The 15,183-nt window shown below is 73.0% G+C and carries 12 protein-coding genes; 7 read left to right on the top strand and 5 right to left on the bottom strand.

What is annotated here, in order from left to right; all coding sequences use genetic code 11:
* Positions 1–200 precede the first annotated feature (200 nt).
* The gene (locus ACZ55U_RS10950; RefSeq protein WP_465524750.1) at positions 201–869 is read left to right on the top strand and encodes a papain-like cysteine protease family protein; all 669 of its coding nucleotides are present in this window, start codon (positions 201–203) and stop codon (positions 867–869) included.
* 8 nt (positions 870–877) lie between these two features.
* Positions 878–1,738 carry a hypothetical protein gene (locus ACZ55U_RS10945; RefSeq protein ID WP_465524748.1) on the top strand — a complete coding sequence of 287 codons (861 nt, stop codon included), beginning with the start codon at positions 878–880 and terminating at the stop codon, positions 1,736–1,738.
* Positions 1,739–1,902: 164 nt separating this feature from the next.
* Here the strand turns inward: ACZ55U_RS10945 and ACZ55U_RS10940 are convergent, their stop codons facing one another.
* Positions 1,903–2,559: a TetR family transcriptional regulator gene (locus ACZ55U_RS10940; protein ID WP_465524746.1), complete on the bottom strand. Its 657-nt coding sequence runs from the start codon at positions 2,557–2,559 to the stop codon at positions 1,903–1,905.
* A 44-nt stretch (positions 2,560–2,603) separates the two neighbouring features.
* The gene (locus ACZ55U_RS10935) at positions 2,604–4,157 is read right to left on the bottom strand and encodes an MFS transporter (protein WP_465524744.1); all 1,554 of its coding nucleotides are present in this window, start codon (positions 4,155–4,157) and stop codon (positions 2,604–2,606) included.
* Between the two features lie 321 nt (positions 4,158–4,478).
* Between ACZ55U_RS10935 and ACZ55U_RS10930 the strand changes: the two genes are divergently transcribed.
* A complete protein-coding gene (locus ACZ55U_RS10930) occupies positions 4,479–5,180 on the top strand; it encodes a hypothetical protein (protein ID WP_465524742.1) in 702 nt (233 codons plus the stop codon).
* Here the strand turns inward: ACZ55U_RS10930 and trhA are convergent.
* Entirely contained in the window at positions 5,151–5,825 is a 675-nt protein-coding gene (trhA, locus tag ACZ55U_RS10925) for a PAQR family membrane homeostasis protein TrhA (RefSeq protein ID WP_465524740.1), read from the bottom strand. The two genes, ACZ55U_RS10930 and trhA, sit on opposite strands and share 30 nt — an antisense overlap.
* Positions 5,826–6,108: 283 nt before the next feature.
* Between trhA and ACZ55U_RS10920 the strand changes: the two genes are divergently transcribed.
* A complete protein-coding gene (locus ACZ55U_RS10920; protein ID WP_465524738.1) occupies positions 6,109–7,935 on the top strand; it encodes a phosphoenolpyruvate carboxykinase (GTP) in 1,827 nt (608 codons plus the stop codon).
* Positions 7,936–8,173: 238 nt separating this feature from the next.
* Here the strand turns inward: ACZ55U_RS10920 and ACZ55U_RS10915 are convergent, their stop codons facing one another.
* On the bottom strand, positions 8,174–9,388 hold the full coding sequence (locus tag ACZ55U_RS10915) for a pyridoxal phosphate-dependent aminotransferase (protein WP_465524736.1): 1,215 nt from the start codon (positions 9,386–9,388) through the stop codon (positions 8,174–8,176).
* A 257-nt stretch (positions 9,389–9,645) separates the two neighbouring features.
* Here ACZ55U_RS10915 and ACZ55U_RS10910 point away from each other — a divergent pair, with 257 nt between their 5' ends.
* Entirely contained in the window at positions 9,646–10,368 is a 723-nt protein-coding gene (locus tag ACZ55U_RS10910; RefSeq protein ID WP_465524734.1) for a prepilin peptidase, read from the top strand.
* Positions 10,369–10,584: 216 nt separating this feature from the next.
* Here the strand turns inward: ACZ55U_RS10910 and ACZ55U_RS10905 are convergent, their stop codons facing one another.
* On the bottom strand, positions 10,585–12,210 hold the full coding sequence (locus ACZ55U_RS10905) for a chitinase (RefSeq protein ID WP_465524732.1): 1,626 nt from the start codon (positions 12,208–12,210) through the stop codon (positions 10,585–10,587).
* Between the two features lie 400 nt (positions 12,211–12,610).
* On the opposite strand from ACZ55U_RS10905, the gene ACZ55U_RS10900 reads away from it, so the two are divergent.
* Together ACZ55U_RS10900 and ACZ55U_RS10895 are read left to right on the top strand one after the other, a co-directional pair.
* Positions 12,611–13,405, top strand: coding sequence for an isoprenyl transferase (locus ACZ55U_RS10900; protein WP_465524730.1), 795 nt, complete (start codon positions 12,611–12,613; stop codon positions 13,403–13,405).
* Positions 13,406–13,641: 236 nt separating this feature from the next.
* Positions 13,642–14,976 carry a PhoH family protein gene (locus tag ACZ55U_RS10895; RefSeq protein WP_465524728.1) on the top strand — a complete coding sequence of 445 codons (1,335 nt, stop codon included), beginning with the start codon at positions 13,642–13,644 and terminating at the stop codon, positions 14,974–14,976.
* Positions 14,977–15,183 lie beyond the last annotated feature (207 nt).

Raw genomic sequence — 15,183 nt, 5'->3', positions numbered from 1 at the left:
ACATCGGTACGCCGGTTTGTCACCGGTCCGGGCCCGCCACGCGCGGGTTTCCCGAGCGCCGTTCACATGCGAACCGGCCCGTTCACACCGCGATCCAGGGCCGTTGACCCGCCCCTGACGAGGCGCGATGCTCGGGGCCGCGATCCGGACCGCGCCCCCACACAGCACCTCGCTCCATTCGTGCAAGGAGGCATCTCCCCATGCCAGTTCCACGGATACGGCTGCGCCGCGCGGTCTCACTGCTCGCCCTCGGTGTGCTGGGCCCGGCGCTCACCGCCGCGGTGGCCGCGCCCGCGGTCGCCGCCCCGGCACAGCACCCGGCCCAGGACCGCGCCGCACACCAGGTCCGCCAGGCGGCCGCGCCCGGCAGCACGGCCGACCTGGCCGGCACGTACAAGAAGCTCAACATCACCATGCAGCAGCAACAGCAGACCAACTGGTGCTGGGCGGCCAGCGGGAACACCATCGCCACCTGGTTCGGGTACGACTACAGCCAGAACCAGTTCTGCAACGCGGCGTTCGGCCGCTCCGCCAACTCCAGCTGCCCCAACAGCCAGGCCACGCTGGGCGATGTGCAGAACGGCCTCAACCGGGTCGGCATCAACCCGGGTTCGTACGTCAGCGGGTACCTGAACTACGGCACCGTGCAGTCCGAGGTGAACGCCGACCGGCCGATCGAGACGCGCATCCAGTGGAGTTCGGGCGGCGGCCACATGCACGTCCTGTACGGCTACGACACCACGAGCAACTGGGTCTACTGGGGCGACCCATGGCCCTCCAACTACCGCTACAACTGGGCGGACTACTGGTACTACGTGAGCAACGGCACGTTCTCCTGGACCCACTCCCTGTACCGGATCGGCGCGTGAGGGCGACCATGACCGAGACCAAGAGCCGCCGTCGGGCCGCCGCCACCGCCGCGGCCGCCCTGCTCACCGCCGGCCTCGCGCTGGGGCTCGCCCCGGCCGCGCACGCCGCCGCCCCGCAGCAGGCCCCGGCCCCGGTGCCCGCCGCCGAGCTGGCGCAGGCCCGCAGCGCGGTGCAGGACCCGGCCGTCCTCGACAAGGTCGGCCACTTCTTCGCCCGCAAGGGCGTCCCGCCGACCCAGCAGCTGACCATCGGCGCCGCCGAGGAGGCGCGGGCGGCGAGCGCCGCCGCCCCGCGGCTGGCCGGGGACACCGTGCCGGTGTACGTCCTGGACCCCGGCTTCGTGGCCGGTACCCCGGGTGCGCCGGTGGCGAAGGCCGAGTTCACCGCCAGCACGGTGGTCGCGGCGGACGGGCAGAGCGCCTCGGTCTGGACCGTCCGGCAGGGCGGTTCCTGGAAGGTGGTCAACATCGCCTCGGGCGGTGACGAGGGCGACTACGCGGCGAAGGCGGCGAGCAGCGGCGGCGGCACCGCCTTCCGCGAGCCGCAGGTCAACGCCTGGTACGTGCTGCGCGACGGCCGGGTGCTGCCGCTGGACGACGAGGCCCGGCGCTCGGTGGGCGCGGACGGGGTGACGCTGGCCGCGTACCAGCAGCTGGTGCACCAGCGCTACGGGGACAAGCTGCCCGGCTCGGCCTACGACCGGGAGGGCAGGGGCGGTGGCTATCCGGTGGACGCCGCGGAGGGCGCTTCGGCGCCGTCCGGGGCGTCGGCGCTGCCGGCCGTGACGGCGGCCGCCGCGCTGGGGGCCACCGCGCTGGTGGGCGCGGGCGCCGTGCTGCGGCGCAGGTCGGGCGCCCGCCGGGGCTGACGGCGGGTGGGGCCCGGCCGGTCGGGCCGGGCCCCGCTGCCTCCCCGCCCAGCGGCGACGGACACCCGGACGGCCGCCGACACCCGAACGGCCGTGAACACCCGAACGGCCGTGGACACCCCAACGTCCGTATGCCGGAGGAGAGAACCCCGGCTCGCCCGGGCTCACACCCCGGCGAACCCGCCCTCCAGCAACGCGAAGGTGCGGTCGACCAGCGCCGCGATGTCCTCCCGGCCCCCGCCCGCCGCCCAGTGCAGCACGGCCTCGGTGGTGGCGGCGCCGATGGCGGCCGCCGTCACCCGCATCTCGTAGCTGGGCTCCTCGACGCCCGCCCGCCGGGTGAGCACCGTGAGGTAGAGCTCCTGCGGGCTGTGGCGGCCGTGGTGCACCCCGGCGCGCAGCGCGGGGACGTCGGTGACCAGCCGCATCCGGGTGATCAGTTCCTGGCGCTCGTGCCGGAGCAGCGCGCGGACCAGCTCGGTGACGGCCTCCCGGCAGGAGGTGAGGAAGGGCTCGTCGGCGGGGCGGGCCAGCAGGGCGGTGATCATCGCCGGGTCGTACTCGTCGGAGAGGACCACGTCGTCCTTGGTGGCGAAGTACCGGAAGAAGGTGGACGGCGAGACCTCGGCGGCGGCGGCGATCTGCTCCACCGTGGTGTTCTCGTAGCCCTGCTCGGCGAACAGCCGGTACGCCTCGCGCCGGATGGCCTGGCGGGTCTTCAGCTTCTTGCGTTCGCGCAGCGACAGGGGCGCCTCCAGAATCGCCTGGACCGGGCTGGTCGGGGCGTCCGGCAGGGCCGTGGTCGACTGCTGGGAAGTCATGCTTCCGATTATCCGGGATCCCCGTGATCTCCCCGGGCCGCGGCTCAGCCGCGACCCGGGCCGGAGGCGGGGGCGTCCGAGGGCATCCGGGCCGCGACCAGCACCGCCGAGAGCACCGCGACCAGCCCGGCGACCAGCAGCACCACCCCCATCCCGTGCACGTACGCGGCGTGCGCGGAGGCGCTGAGCGCCTGCCCGGCCTCCCCGCCCCCGGAGCGGGCGACGGCGTCGGCGGCGACCACCGACTCCCCGGCCCGGTGCGCCGCCTCGGCCGGCAGTGCGCCGGTGTCCAGCGCGCCCCGGTAGGAACCGGACAGCAGGCTGCCGAAGGCGGCGATCCCGATCGCGCCGCCGACCTGCCGCAGGGTCTGGAGCAGCCCCGAGCCGACCCCGGCCCGGGCCGGGGGCAGCGTGACCAGGGCGGAGGCCTGCGCGGTGATCAGCGCGAGCCCCATCCCGACGCCGAGCACCGAAAGCCAGACCGCGGCCCGCCCGTAGCCGTCGCCGGCGCCGGTGCGACTGCCGAACAGCAGCGCGGCGGCGATCAGGGCCAGCCCGAGGGAGATCACCGTACGGGCGCCGAGTCGGCCGACCAGGCGGTCGGTGGCCTTGGCGGCGACCAGCAGCCCGAGCATGATCGGCATCAGCCGCAGTCCGCTGCCGAGGGCGTCCGCGCCGAGCACGCTCTGGAAGTAGAGCGGCAGGACGAAGAAGGCGCCGAACAGGACGAGCGAGATCAGCGTGGCCGCGACGGAGGACCAGCGGAAGGTGCGGTCGGCGAGCAGGCCGAGGTCGAGCATCGGGTCGCGCTGCCGGCGGCTGCGCAGCACCAGGGCGGTGAGGGCGAGCAGCGAGCCGGCCAGGGTACCGAGGACGAGGGGGTCGCCCCAGCCGCGGTCGGCGCCCTCGATGATGCCGTAGGTGAGCCCGGCGAGTCCGGCGGCGGCGAGCAGGGTGGCGAGCAGGTCGATCCGGGGCGCGGCCGGGTCGCGGGTCTCCGGCAGCAGCAGGACGCAGGCGGCGACGCCGATCGCGGTGAGCGGGATGTTGATCGCGAAGACCGAACCCCACCAGAAGTGCTGGAGCAGGAAGCCGCCGATCAGCGGCCCGAGCGGGGCGCCGAGGGAGACCGCGGCGGCCAGGACCGCGGTGGCCCGGCGCTGTTCGGCGGGCGGGAAGAGGCCGGGGATCACCGCCATCGACATCGGCATCACCAGGGAGGCGGCCAGGCCCATGCCGGCCCGGGCGGCTATCAGGGTGGCGGGGGAGCCGGTGAGCATGCCGATGGCGGAGGCGAGGCCGAACAGGGTGAGTCCGGCGGTGAGCGTGCGGCGGCGGCCGAGCCGGTCGCCGAGCAGGCCGGCCGGGAGCATCACGGCGGCGAACACCACGGTGTAGGCGTCCACGATCCACTGCTGCTGCCCGGTGGTGGCCCCGAGCTGGGCGGCGAGCGTGGGCAGGGCGACGTTGAGCACCGTCATGTCGAAGCTGATCACCAGGACGCTCAGGGCGACGGCGACCAGGGCGAGCCACCGGCGCGGGTCGGCGGCGGTGGCGGGCGCGGTGGTGGCGGCGGTGGCGGGAGGGGCGGTGGGCACGGTGTCCTCCGGGTCCGTCGTCCCCGGACGCGGGACGACTGGAAGTGAGAGCAACTGTCAAATGACAGTAACTCCCAAAACCTTCGGGCCGTCAACCCGCGACCACCGGCCACGCTCCGTGATGTGTCTTCGAAGTGCTGTTTCCGCACAAGGAATTGACGCAACGTTGATCTGGCGTTCGCCGCCTCGGCGCGGTACTCCATGACTGTCGGTAGATACGATGTGGCAATCGGTCAGTGCTGGCCGACGCGTGCCGAGAGCGGAGAAGGGGTGGGGCGGCAGGAGCCGACCACGAGCCCGGCACCGGGAAAGGGGACCGAAGTGGCCGACGCGGACGACAGGCGGACGAGCGCCCAGGTGTGGGGTTCGGCGGTGGTGGTGGGCTCCGCGCTGGCCGTGGTGGCGGCCTATCTGATCAACGGCGCCCTGCTGGTGCTGGCGGTCGCCGGGGTCGAGACCCTGCTGCTGATGGTCTACGTCGCCCGCCGCTGGCGTGCGCTGCGCGGCGGTCCGGCTCCGGCCCGGCACCGGCCGCGCCGCGGCACCCCGGACGCCGCGCACTGCGAACGCTGCCGCCGGGCCCGCGAGGCGCTGGACGCCCGGCAGGCGCGCGCCCGCTCGGCGGCGGCGGGTCGGCCCCAGGCCCCGGTGGGCCCGGCGCCGACCGGCTCGCGGCGGGGGGCCGGCCGCGAGCCCCGGGGCGAGTCGGACGCGCTCCGCGAGGAGTCCCGCCGCGAGCCGGCCGGGGCGCGGCGGGAACCGCACGACGAGCCGCACCACGGGTACGGCGAGCGCCACGGCCACGGCGAGCACCACCACGCGCACGAGCCGCTCCCGGGCCCGGCCGCGCAGGCGGAGCCCGGCGCCGGCGACCACGCGCCGCACCCGCGGGGCCCGCAGCTCCGGGCGCCGTACGAGCGTCCGTGGACGGCGGAACGGGCGGCCGGCCGGTCCGTGGACCGCTCGACCGCCCGTCGGGGTGGTGCGCCGGGATCAGCCGGCCGCGCTGTACGCCACCAGTGAGACGCCGACGTACTGGACGATGAACGCCCCCAGGGTGAAGGCGTGGAACACCTCGTGGAAGCCGAACCAGCGCGGTGACGGGTTGGGCCGCTTGAGCCCGTACACCACGCCGCCGATGCTGTAGAGCACCCCGCCGACGATCATCAGCACCAGGACGGCGACCCCGCCGGCGTGCAGGAAGTCCGGCAGGTAGAAGGCGGCGGCCCAGCCCAGCGCCAGGTACACCGGGGTGTACAGCCAGCGCGGCGCGCCGACCCAGAACACCCGGAACGCGATCCCGGCCAGCGCGCCGCCCCAGACCGCCCAGAGCAGCACCTGCTGGTCGGCGCCCTTGAGCAGCAGCATCGTGAACGGCGTGTAGGTGCCCGCGATGATCAGGAAGATGTTGGCGTGGTCCAGCCGTCGCAGCACGGCGTCCCCGCGCGGGCCCCAGTCGAAGCGGTGGTACACCGCGCTGACCCCGAACAACAGCCAGGCGCTGACCGAGTAGATCGCGCAGGCGATCCTCGCGGGCCCTGAGTCGGCCAGGCATATCAGCACGATTCCGGCGGCGACCGTGGCGGGGAACATCCCGGCGTGCAGCCAGCCGCGCCACTTCGGCTTGCTCTCCGTGAGCGCGCTCTCCCCGAGCGCAGCAGCAGTCATGGCGGCATGCTACCCGTTACCTACGCCTCCGTAGGTTACTCGCGCGTAGGAAGTGGTGATCGTCACTCTTGGACGTTTTGGAGTAATTGGAGTGTGGCCCCGCCCACTCCGACGGGGGCGGCGGTGGTGTGTTACCGGCCAGTAGTAATACTTACTGTAGTAAAAGGTCCGTCAATTTCGCCGCTTCGCCTCGTTCGGGCCTTGAGGCCGGAGCTACGCTGCAAGAACCCTCAGACCCCCGCGACGCCGTCTCCTCGCCGAGATGGCGTGAAACGGAGCGATCGTGTCGTACGAGATCTCTGCTCTCAGCGCATCCGCGCCCACCCGCCACAAGCAGCTGCTCGCTTGGGTGAGCGAGATCGCCGAGCTCACCCAGCCGGACCGCATCGAGTGGTGCGACGGTTCCGACGAGGAGTACCAGCGCCTCGCCGACCTGCTGGTGGCTCAGGGCACCTTCAAGAAGCTCAACGAGGACAAGCGCCCCAACTCCTACTACGCCGCCTCGGACCCCACGGACGTGGCGCGCGTGGAGGACCGGACCTTCATCTGCTCCGAGCAGGAGAAGGACGCCGGACCGACCAACAACTGGAAGGCCCCCGCCGAGATGCGGGAGCTCTTCCAGGGTGAGCAGGGACTGTTCCGCGGCGCGATGAAGGGCCGCACGATGTACGTCGTGCCCTTCTCGATGGGCCCGGTCGGCTCCCCGCTGGCCGCGTACGGCGTCGAGATCACCGACTCCGCCTACGTGGCCGTCTCCATGCGCGTGATGACCCGCATGGGCCAGGCCGTGCTCGACCAGCTCGGCGAGGACGGCGACTTCGTCCGCGCCGTGCACACCGTCGGCGCCCCGCTCGCCGAGGGCCAGGCCGACGTGGCGTGGCCGTGCAACAGCACCAAGTACATCTCGCACTTCCCGGAGACCAAGGAGATCTGGTCCTTCGGCTCGGGCTACGGCGGCAACGCCCTGCTCGGCAAGAAGTGCTACGCGCTGCGCATCGCCTCGACCATGGCCCGTGACGAGGGCTGGCTGGCCGAGCACATGCTCATCCTGAAGCTCACCCCGCCGAACGGCGAGGCCAAGTACGTCGCGGCCGCCTTCCCCTCGGCCTGCGGCAAGACCAACCTGGCCATGCTCCAGCCGACCGTCCCGGGCTGGAAGGTCGAGACCATCGGCGACGACATCGCCTGGATGCGCTTCGGCCAGGACGGCCGCCTGTACGCCATCAACCCCGAGGCCGGCTTCTTCGGCGTCGCCCCGGGCACCGGCATGGACACCAACGCCAACGCCATCGAGACCCTCTGGGGCAACACGGTCTTCACCAACGTCGCCCTCACCGACGACGGCGACGTGTGGTGGGAGGGCCTCACCGAGGAGCCCCCGGCGCACCTGACCGACTGGCGCGGCAACGACTGGACCCCCGAGTCCGGCACCCCGGCCGCCCACCCGAACGCCCGCTTCGCCGTGCCGGCCGCCCAGTGCCCGACCATCGCCCCCGAGTGGGAGGACCCGGCGGGCGTGCCGATCTCGGCGATCCTGTTCGGCGGCCGCCGCGCCACCGCCGTCCCGCTGGTGACCGAGTCCTTCGACTGGCAGCACGGCGTCTTCCTGGGCGCCAACATCGCCTCCGAGAAGACCGCCGCCGCCGAGGGCACCGTCGGCGAGCTGCGCCGCGACCCGTTCGCGATGCTGCCGTTCTGCGGCTACAACATGGGTGACTACTTCGCCCACTGGCTGAAGGTCGGCGCCCAGGCGGACGCCGCCAAGCTGCCGAAGATCTACTACGTCAACTGGTTCCGCAAGAACGCCGAGGGCAAGTTCGTCTGGCCCGGCTACGGCGAGAACAGCCGCGTGCTCAAGTGGATCGTCGAGCGCCTGGAGGGCACCGGCGACGGCGTGGAGACCCCGATCGGCGTGCTGCCGACCGTCGAGGGCTTCGACCTCGGCGACCTGAAGCTGTCCAAGGAGGACCTCGACCTGCTCTTCACCGTGGACGCCGACATCTGGCGCCAGGAGGCCGCCCTCGTGCCGGCCCACCTGGAGACCTTCGGCGACCACACCCCGAAGGAGCTGTGGGACGAGTACCGGAACCTCGTCGCGCGCCTCGGCTGAGCCTGAGCCTCAGCCGGGAGAGAGGCGGGCGCGCGGCACGAACCGCGCGCCCCGCCGAGCGGCAGGACGGCCGGAGTTTCCGCCCGGCGATCTTCCCCCGACCAAGGAGATCGCCGGTGCCGGGACTCCGGCCGTAGTGTTTCCCGCGTCCGTTCCCCCGCGCGGAGGTCCGCCACGGAGGTCCGCCGCGGTGGTCGGCCACGGTGGTCCGTCGCGCCGGCTTGGCGCGGCCGGTCCGCTACGCCTGGACGTAACCGCCGAGGAAGTCCCCGATCCTGGTCACCGCGTCGGTGATCTCCTCCGCCCGGGGCAGCGTGACCAGCCGGAAGTGATCCGGTTCCGGCCAGTTGAAGCCGGTGCCCTGGACCACCAGGATGCGCTGGGAGCGCAGCAGGTCGAGCACCATCCGGGCGTCGTCCCTGATCTTGTGGACCTTGGGGTCCAGCCGGGGGAAGGCGTACAGCGCGCCCTTGGGCTTGACGCAGCTGACCCCCGGGATCCGGTTCAGCAGCTCGTACGCGGCGTCGCGCGAGGCGAGCAGCCGGCCGCCGGGCAGGATCAGGTCGCGGATCGACTGGCGCCCGCCGAGCGCGGCGGCCACCGCGTGCTGCGCGGGCATGTTGGCGCACAGCCGCATCGAGGCGAGCACGGTCAGGCCCTCGATGTAGCTGCGGGCCCGCCGCCGGTCGCCGGACAGCACCATCCAGCCGGAGCGGAAGCCCGCGACCCGGTACGCCTTGGACAGGCCGTTGAAGGTGACGCAGAACAGGTCCGGGGCCAGGGTGGCCAGCGGGACGTGCTCGGCGTCGTCGTAGAGGATCTTGTCGTAGATCTCGTCCGCGTAGACCACCAGCTGGTGCCGGCGGGCGAGCTCGGCGATGCCCTCCAGCACCTCGCGCGGGTAGACCGCGCCGGTCGGGTTGTTCGGGTTGATCACCACGATGGCCCTGGTCCGGTCGGTGACCTTGGCCTCGATGTCGGCGAGGTCCGGGTACCACTCGGACTGCTCGTCGCAGCGGTAGTGCACGGCGGTGCCGCCGGCCAGCGAGACCGAGGCGGTCCACAGCGGGTAGTCCGGCGCCGGGACGAGCACCTCGTCGCCGTCGTCCAGCAGCGCGGTCATCGCCAGCTGGATCAGCTCGGAGACGCCGTTGCCGAGGAAGACGTCGTCGACGGAGAGGCCGTGCAGCCCGCGCTCCTCGTAGTGCATGACCACCGCGCGGCGGGCGGAGAGCAGGCCCTTGGAGTCGCCGTAGCCGTGGGCGTCGGCGAGGTTGCGCAGGATGTCCTGGAGGATCTCCGGGGGAGCCTCGAAACCGAAGGTGGCCGGGTTGCCGGTGTTGAGCTTGAGGATGCGGTGGCCCTGGGCCTCCAGCCGCATCGCCTCGTCGAGCACCGGGCCGCGGATGTCGTAGCAGACATTGGCGAGCTTGCTGGACTGGATGACCTGCATGTCCGCCTACTTTAGGGGTACGGACGGCCCTCCCGGTGGGCTTACGGGAAGGTGACCGTGAGGGCCCGAACGGCCCCCTTGGATCGGCAGGCGGCGGCCCGGGGCGGCCTTGTGAATGGGCGGCCCGGTGTCCGGAACGCTCCCGTACGCGAGGAGCGCGGCCGCGCCGTGGGGCGCGACGAGACGGACGGCACACCGGGCGGGCGGCCGGCGCGGGAGGATGGGGCCGGTGCGTCGGTCGAGGAGGGGGTGCGCCGGTGGTCCCGGTCGTGGTCGCGGCGGTGCTGGTCGGATTGCTGGCGGCTCCGGTGCTGCGCGGGCGGATCGCCCGGTTCGCGGTGCCGGAGGGCGAGCCCTGGTGCGATGGCTGCCCGGCGTGCGGGCGAGGAGTGCGCCTGCTGCCGCCGTCCGGGCGCTGCCCGGGCTGCCGTCGGCGGCTGGGCGCCGGCCCCTGGACGGTGGAGCCGGTCGCGGCGGCGGTCGCCGTCGCGGTCGCGTACGCGGTGGAGCGGCAGCCGTCGGCGCCGGCCCTGGCGCTGGGCTGGGCGGCGGCGCTCGGCGTGGTGCTCGGCTTCGTCGACGCGCGGGTGCGCCGGCTGCCGTACCGGCTGACCGTGCCGCTGCTGGGCGGGGTGGCCGCGCTGCTGTCGGCCGTGGCGGTGGCCGAGGGGGAAGCGGGCGCGCTGCCGCGCTGCCTGCTCGCCGCGCTCGCGGTCGGGGCGGTGCTCGAACTGGCGGTCTGGCTGGGCGCGTTGGGCCCCGGGGACTCCCCGCTGGGGCTCGCCCTGGGCGGGCTGCTCGGCTGGTACGGCTGGTCGGTGGCGCTCGGCGGGCTGTTCGCCGCGATGGTGCTCGCCGGGCTGTGGGCCGTCGTGCGGGCCGCCGCCGCGCTGGCCCGCCGCCGGTCGGTGCGCGGACTCGACCTCCCGGCGGGCCCCTTCCTGCTGCTCGGCGCGCTCGCCGCGGTCCTGGCGCGGTGAGCGCGGGCCCGGCCGGCGGCGGGGAAGCCCTCGGCCGCAAGGGGCGGGACGCCCTCGGCGGTAATAGAGGTAATAGAGGGGAGAGGAACGGAAGGGCCCGCCGTACCGGTTCGGTACGACGGGCCCCGCCGCCGACGCGCAGGCCCCACCCTCAAGGAGCGGCGCGCCGGGGGAGTTGAGCTCTGGTGGCCGGGGCCCCCGCGGGCCCCGGGCCGGTCACGGCATCTTGTGGACGAACGGGCCGACCGTGTTGGAGAACGCGTTGCCGTTGTTGGCGTCCCAGTTGGTCGACCAGGTCATCGCGCCGCGGATGGTGGGCCACTTGGCCGGCGGCACGAAGCTGCCGCAGTTGCTGCCGGTGGCCAGGCAGTCCAGCGCGTTGTTCACCAGGGCCGGGGAGAGGTAGCCGCCGCCCGCCGCCTTGCTGGAGGCCGGGACGCCGATGCCCACCTGGTCCGGCCGCAGGCCGCCCTGGATCTGGGTGCAGACCTGCGAGGTGATGAAGTCGACGGTGCCCTGGGTGTAGACCTTGCCGTCGCAGCCGTTCATGCCGCCCGAGTTGTAGAACTGGGTGTTGACGACGGTGAGGATGTCCTTGGTGTTCAGCGCCAGCTGGAAGTAGGCGCCGGAGGTGTTGTACATCCCGATGGTCTCGGGGGCCATGGTCAGGATGAACCCGGAGCCGACCTTGGCCTGGAGGGCGTGCAGCGCGTCACCGAGCGGACCGGCCTGGACGCCGTTCTCCAGGTCGACGTCGATGCCGTCGAAGCCGTAGTCCTTGATGATCGCGTAGGCGCTGTTGACGAAGTTGGCGCCGGCGGTGGCGTTCCCGACGCTGATCGCGCCGTTCTGGCCGCCGATGGAGAGGATGACCTTCTTGCCGGCCGCCTGCTTGGCCTTGATGTCGGCGCGGAACTGGGCGTCGGTGTAGCCGCCGAGCGCCTTGGACAGGCCCGGGTCCAGGGTGAAGCTGATCGCGCCGGCCTGGGTCGGCACGGCGTCGGCGAAGGAGACCGCGATGATGTCGTAGGCGCTCTGGACGTCGGCCAGGCGCTGGGGGGTCGCGCCGTTGTCGAAGTTCTGCCAGTAGCCGGTGATCGCGTGGGCGGGCAGGCCGGTCGGCGGCTTCGGGGTGGTGGTCGGCGTCGGCGTCGTGGTCGGCGTCGCGGTGGGGGTGGGCGTCTGGGTCGGGGTCTGGGTGGGCGTCGTGGTCGGCGTCGTGGTCGGCGTCGGGGAGGCCGTGGCCGTCTGGGTGGGGGTCGGCGTGGGCGTCGCGGTGGCGGTCGGGGTCGGCGACGGGGTGCCGGTGCCGCCGGGGCCGACCAGCGCGACGTCGTCGGCCAGGTACGCGCTCTGGCCGTACCAGCCGTGCAGGTAGACGGTGATGCTGGTGGCGTTCGCCCCGGTGGTGAAGGTGGTGGACAGCTGGTTCCAGCTGTTCTGGTTCGACCACACGGACGGGTCGGTGCCACCGGTGCCGCGCGCACCGAGGTAGGTGTACGCGCCCTGGACCCAGGCACTCAGCGTGTAGCTGGTGTTGGGCAGCACGCTGATGGTCTGGGTGCACTCGGCGGTGTCGCCGGCGCTCGGGGTGGCCTGGAGCGCGCCGGTGCCGGAGTGGACCGGGGAGGAGACGGTGGTCGCGGCGCCGGCGCAGGTCCAGCCCGCGAGGCCGCTGTCGAACCCACCGTTGGTGACCAGGTTGCCGACCGCCGCGCTGGCGCCGCCGGCGAAGAGGGCGAGGCCGCTGCCGGCCAGGGCGAGGGCGGTGGCACCGGCCGCGACGGCCGGGAGGGAGCCGCGTCGGCGCTTGTGCGAAGGCTGGTTCAGCGTACGGGCCATGGGGTGACGCTCCTGGGGGAGGAGCGGCCGCCGCGGTGGGGGGCGCGGCGGCCGCGTGTGGGGGAGGGCTGTTGCGTCCGAGGTGAGCCGTGGGACGAGGGGAGGATTCGTTTCGTCCCGGATCAAAAGCTGGACTAGACCATTGCGGGTCGTCAAGCATCGGACGAACGGCTTACGGTTCCGTTAAGGATTCGGAGACCGTTCCGTGTCCGCGACAAGGACGCCCCGCGACGACCCCGCGGCCCGCCCGGACGAGCCCCGGCGCGCCGGTCGGGACAGACTTCGTACAGGACCGTGACAAGACCGCTACCTGCGGCTTCACCGCGCACCTGCGGGCGGGAGTAGGCTGCGCCGGGGGCGGGGACGCACCAGTTGAACGAGCACGGAGGGGCCGGGAAAGATGGGTCTGCGCGATGTCGCCGAACGGACGCCGGGGCTGCGCACCCTGCTCGGCGGGATGTACCGGCTCTACGGCCGGCGGGTCGAGGTCCACCTCGCGCGCACCCCTCGCCACATCGGCGTGATCCTGGACGGAAACCGCCGCTGGGCCAAGGCGGCCGGCGGCTCCACCGCGTACGGCCACCAGCGCGGCGCCGACAAGATCAGCGAGTTCCTCGGCTGGTGCGACGAGACCCACGTCAAGGTCGTCACCCTCTGGATGCTCTCCACCGACAACCTGGACCGCCCGGCCGACGAGCTCGTCCCGCTGCTCGGCATCATCGAGGACGCCGTCACCGGCCTGGCCGCCGCCCGCCGCTGGCGGGTCAACCCGGTCGGCGCGCTGGACCTGCTCCCGCAGCACACCGCCGACGTGCTCAAGCGGGCCGCCGAGGAGACCTCCGACATCGACGGGATCACCGTCAACGTCGCGGTCGGCTACGGCGGCCGGCACGAGATCGCCGACGCCGTCCGCTCGCTGCTCCAGGAGCACGCCGGCCGCGGCACCTCGATCGAGCAGCTGGCCGAGATCCTGACCGTCGAGCACATCTCCGAGCACCTGTACACCCGTGACCAGCCCGACCCGGACCTGATCATCCGCACCTCGGGCGAGCAGCGGCTGTCCGGTTTCCTGCTCTGGCAGAGCGCGCACAGCGAGTTCTACTTCTGCGAGGCGTACTGGCCGGCCTTCCGCAAGGTCGACTTCCTGCGCGCGCTGCGGGCCTTCGAACAGCGCAACCGGAGGATGGGGCTCTAGGCCGGACCGGCGCCCCGGCCCACCCGGGCCCACGGGGAAATGACCGCCGTAGGCCTGGCCTACCCGGCGCCCGCGCGAGGCCAAACGTTCACCGGCAATGATCCGTCAGTTCGCCGGGGGCGCGAATGCACCGTTCCCCGCCTGGGAATAGTCCAGTCAGTCCGGCCCCGAGGCCACCGGGGCAGCGGGGGCCGGCTGGACGCGGATGACGCAGGGTCATCCGCTCTGGAGGCCTAGTGGTCAGTTCCAAGAGCCGCCGGACACCAGACCGGCGCACGTACGTTCTCGACACCAGCGTGCTCCTGGCGGACCCGCTCGCCATGACCCGCTTCGAGGAGCACGAGGTCGTCCTCCCGGTGGTGGTCGTCACCGAGCTGGAGGCCAAGCGGCACCATCCGGAGCTGGGGTACTTCGCCCGCCAGGCGCTGCGGCTGCTCGACGACTACCGCATCCGCCACGGCCGGCTCGACGAGCCGATCCCGGTGGGCGAGCTCGGCGGCACCATCCGGGTCGAGCTCAACCACTCCGACGTGTCGATACTGCCGGTCGGCTACCGGGCCGGCGGCGGCGAGGCGGACACCCGGATCCTCGCGGTCGCCCGCAACCTCCAGGCCGAGGGCTACGACGTCACCGTCGTGTCCAAGGACCTGCCGCTGCGGATCAAGGCCAGTTCGGTGGGCCTGCTCGCCGAGGAGTACCGGGCCGAGCTGGCGATCACCTCCGGCTGGACGGGCATGTCCGAACTGCACGTCCCGGCCGACCAGGTGGACGCGCTGTTCGCGGCCGGCCACGACGCCGGGGTGGACGTCGACGGGGCGGCCGAGCTGCCCGTCCACACCGGACTGGTGCTCACCTCGGAGCGCGGCCGGGCGCTCGGCCGGGTCACCGGCGAGGGCCGGGTCCGGCTGGTGCGCGGCGAGCGCGAGGCGTTCGGGCTGCGCGGGCGCAGCGCCGAACAGCGGGTGGCGCTGGACCTGCTGCTCGACCCGGAGGTCGGCATCGTCTCGATGGGCGGCCGGGCCGGCACCGGGAAGTCGGCGCTCGCGCTGTGCGCGGGGCTGGAGGCGGTGCTGGAGCGCAGGCAGCACCGCAAGGTGATGGTCTTCCGGCCGCTGTACGCGGTCGGCGGCCAGGAGCTCGGCTACCTGCCGGGCAGCGAGGCGGAGAAGATGGGCCCCTGGGCCCAGGCGGTCTTCGACACCCTCTCCGCCGTCACCACCCCGGACGTGATCGAGGAGGTCATCGCCCGCGGGATGCTGGAGGTGCTCCCGCTGACCCACATCCGGGGGCGCTCGCTGCACGACGCCTTCGTGATCGTGGACGAGGCGCAGTCGCTGGAGCGGAACGTCCTGCTGACGGTGCTGTCCCGGATCGGCCAGGGCTCGCGGGTGGTGCTCACCCACGACGTGGCGCAGCGGGACAACCTCCGGGTGGGCCGCTACGACGGCGTGGTGGCGGTGGTGGAGAAGCTGAAGGGCCATCCGCTCTTCGCCCACATCACGCTCACCCGCTCGGAGCGTTCGCCGATCGCGGCGCTGGTCACGGAGATGCTGGAGGACATCAACCCGTGATCCGGCCCCGATCGGGGCATAGTCGGACAATATGGTCAACTCATGGCCGGGGGCCCGTTCCTGAGGGAGCGGGCCCCGTCCGTTTCATCACATCGAGTGCTTTCCGTCCGGGGAACTGCCGTACGGCGGATGTGACATGCGCCACGCGGGCGGGAATTGCGTCGACCGTACCCGGTGCGGCATGGTGAGGGTTCTGTCAGGCCCCGT

Source organism: Kitasatospora sp. NPDC034533 (assembly GCF_055575155.1).
Note: the sequence above shows the minus strand (reverse complement) of the source record. Positions and strands in the feature narration are given on the sequence as shown.

What these genes read in the sequence shown, in the direction of transcription:
- ACZ55U_RS10950 (WP_465524750.1), top strand. Translation starts at nt 201, where the DNA reads ATGCCAGTTCCACGGATACGGCTGCGCCGCGCGGTCTCACTGCTCGCC.
- ACZ55U_RS10945 (WP_465524748.1), top strand. Translation starts at nt 878, where the DNA reads ATGACCGAGACCAAGAGCCGCCGTCGGGCCGCCGCCACCGCCGCGGCC.
- ACZ55U_RS10940 (WP_465524746.1), bottom strand. Translation starts at nt 2,559, where the DNA reads ATGACTTCCCAGCAGTCGACCACGGCCCTGCCGGACGCCCCGACCAGC.
- trhA (WP_465524740.1), bottom strand. Translation starts at nt 5,825, where the DNA reads ATGACTGCTGCTGCGCTCGGGGAGAGCGCGCTCACGGAGAGCAAGCCG.
- ACZ55U_RS10915 (WP_465524736.1), bottom strand. Translation starts at nt 9,388, where the DNA reads ATGCAGGTCATCCAGTCCAGCAAGCTCGCCAATGTCTGCTACGACATC.
- ACZ55U_RS10905 (WP_465524732.1), bottom strand. Translation starts at nt 12,210, where the DNA reads ATGGCCCGTACGCTGAACCAGCCTTCGCACAAGCGCCGACGCGGCTCC.
- ACZ55U_RS10900 (WP_465524730.1), top strand. Translation starts at nt 12,611, where the DNA reads ATGGGTCTGCGCGATGTCGCCGAACGGACGCCGGGGCTGCGCACCCTG.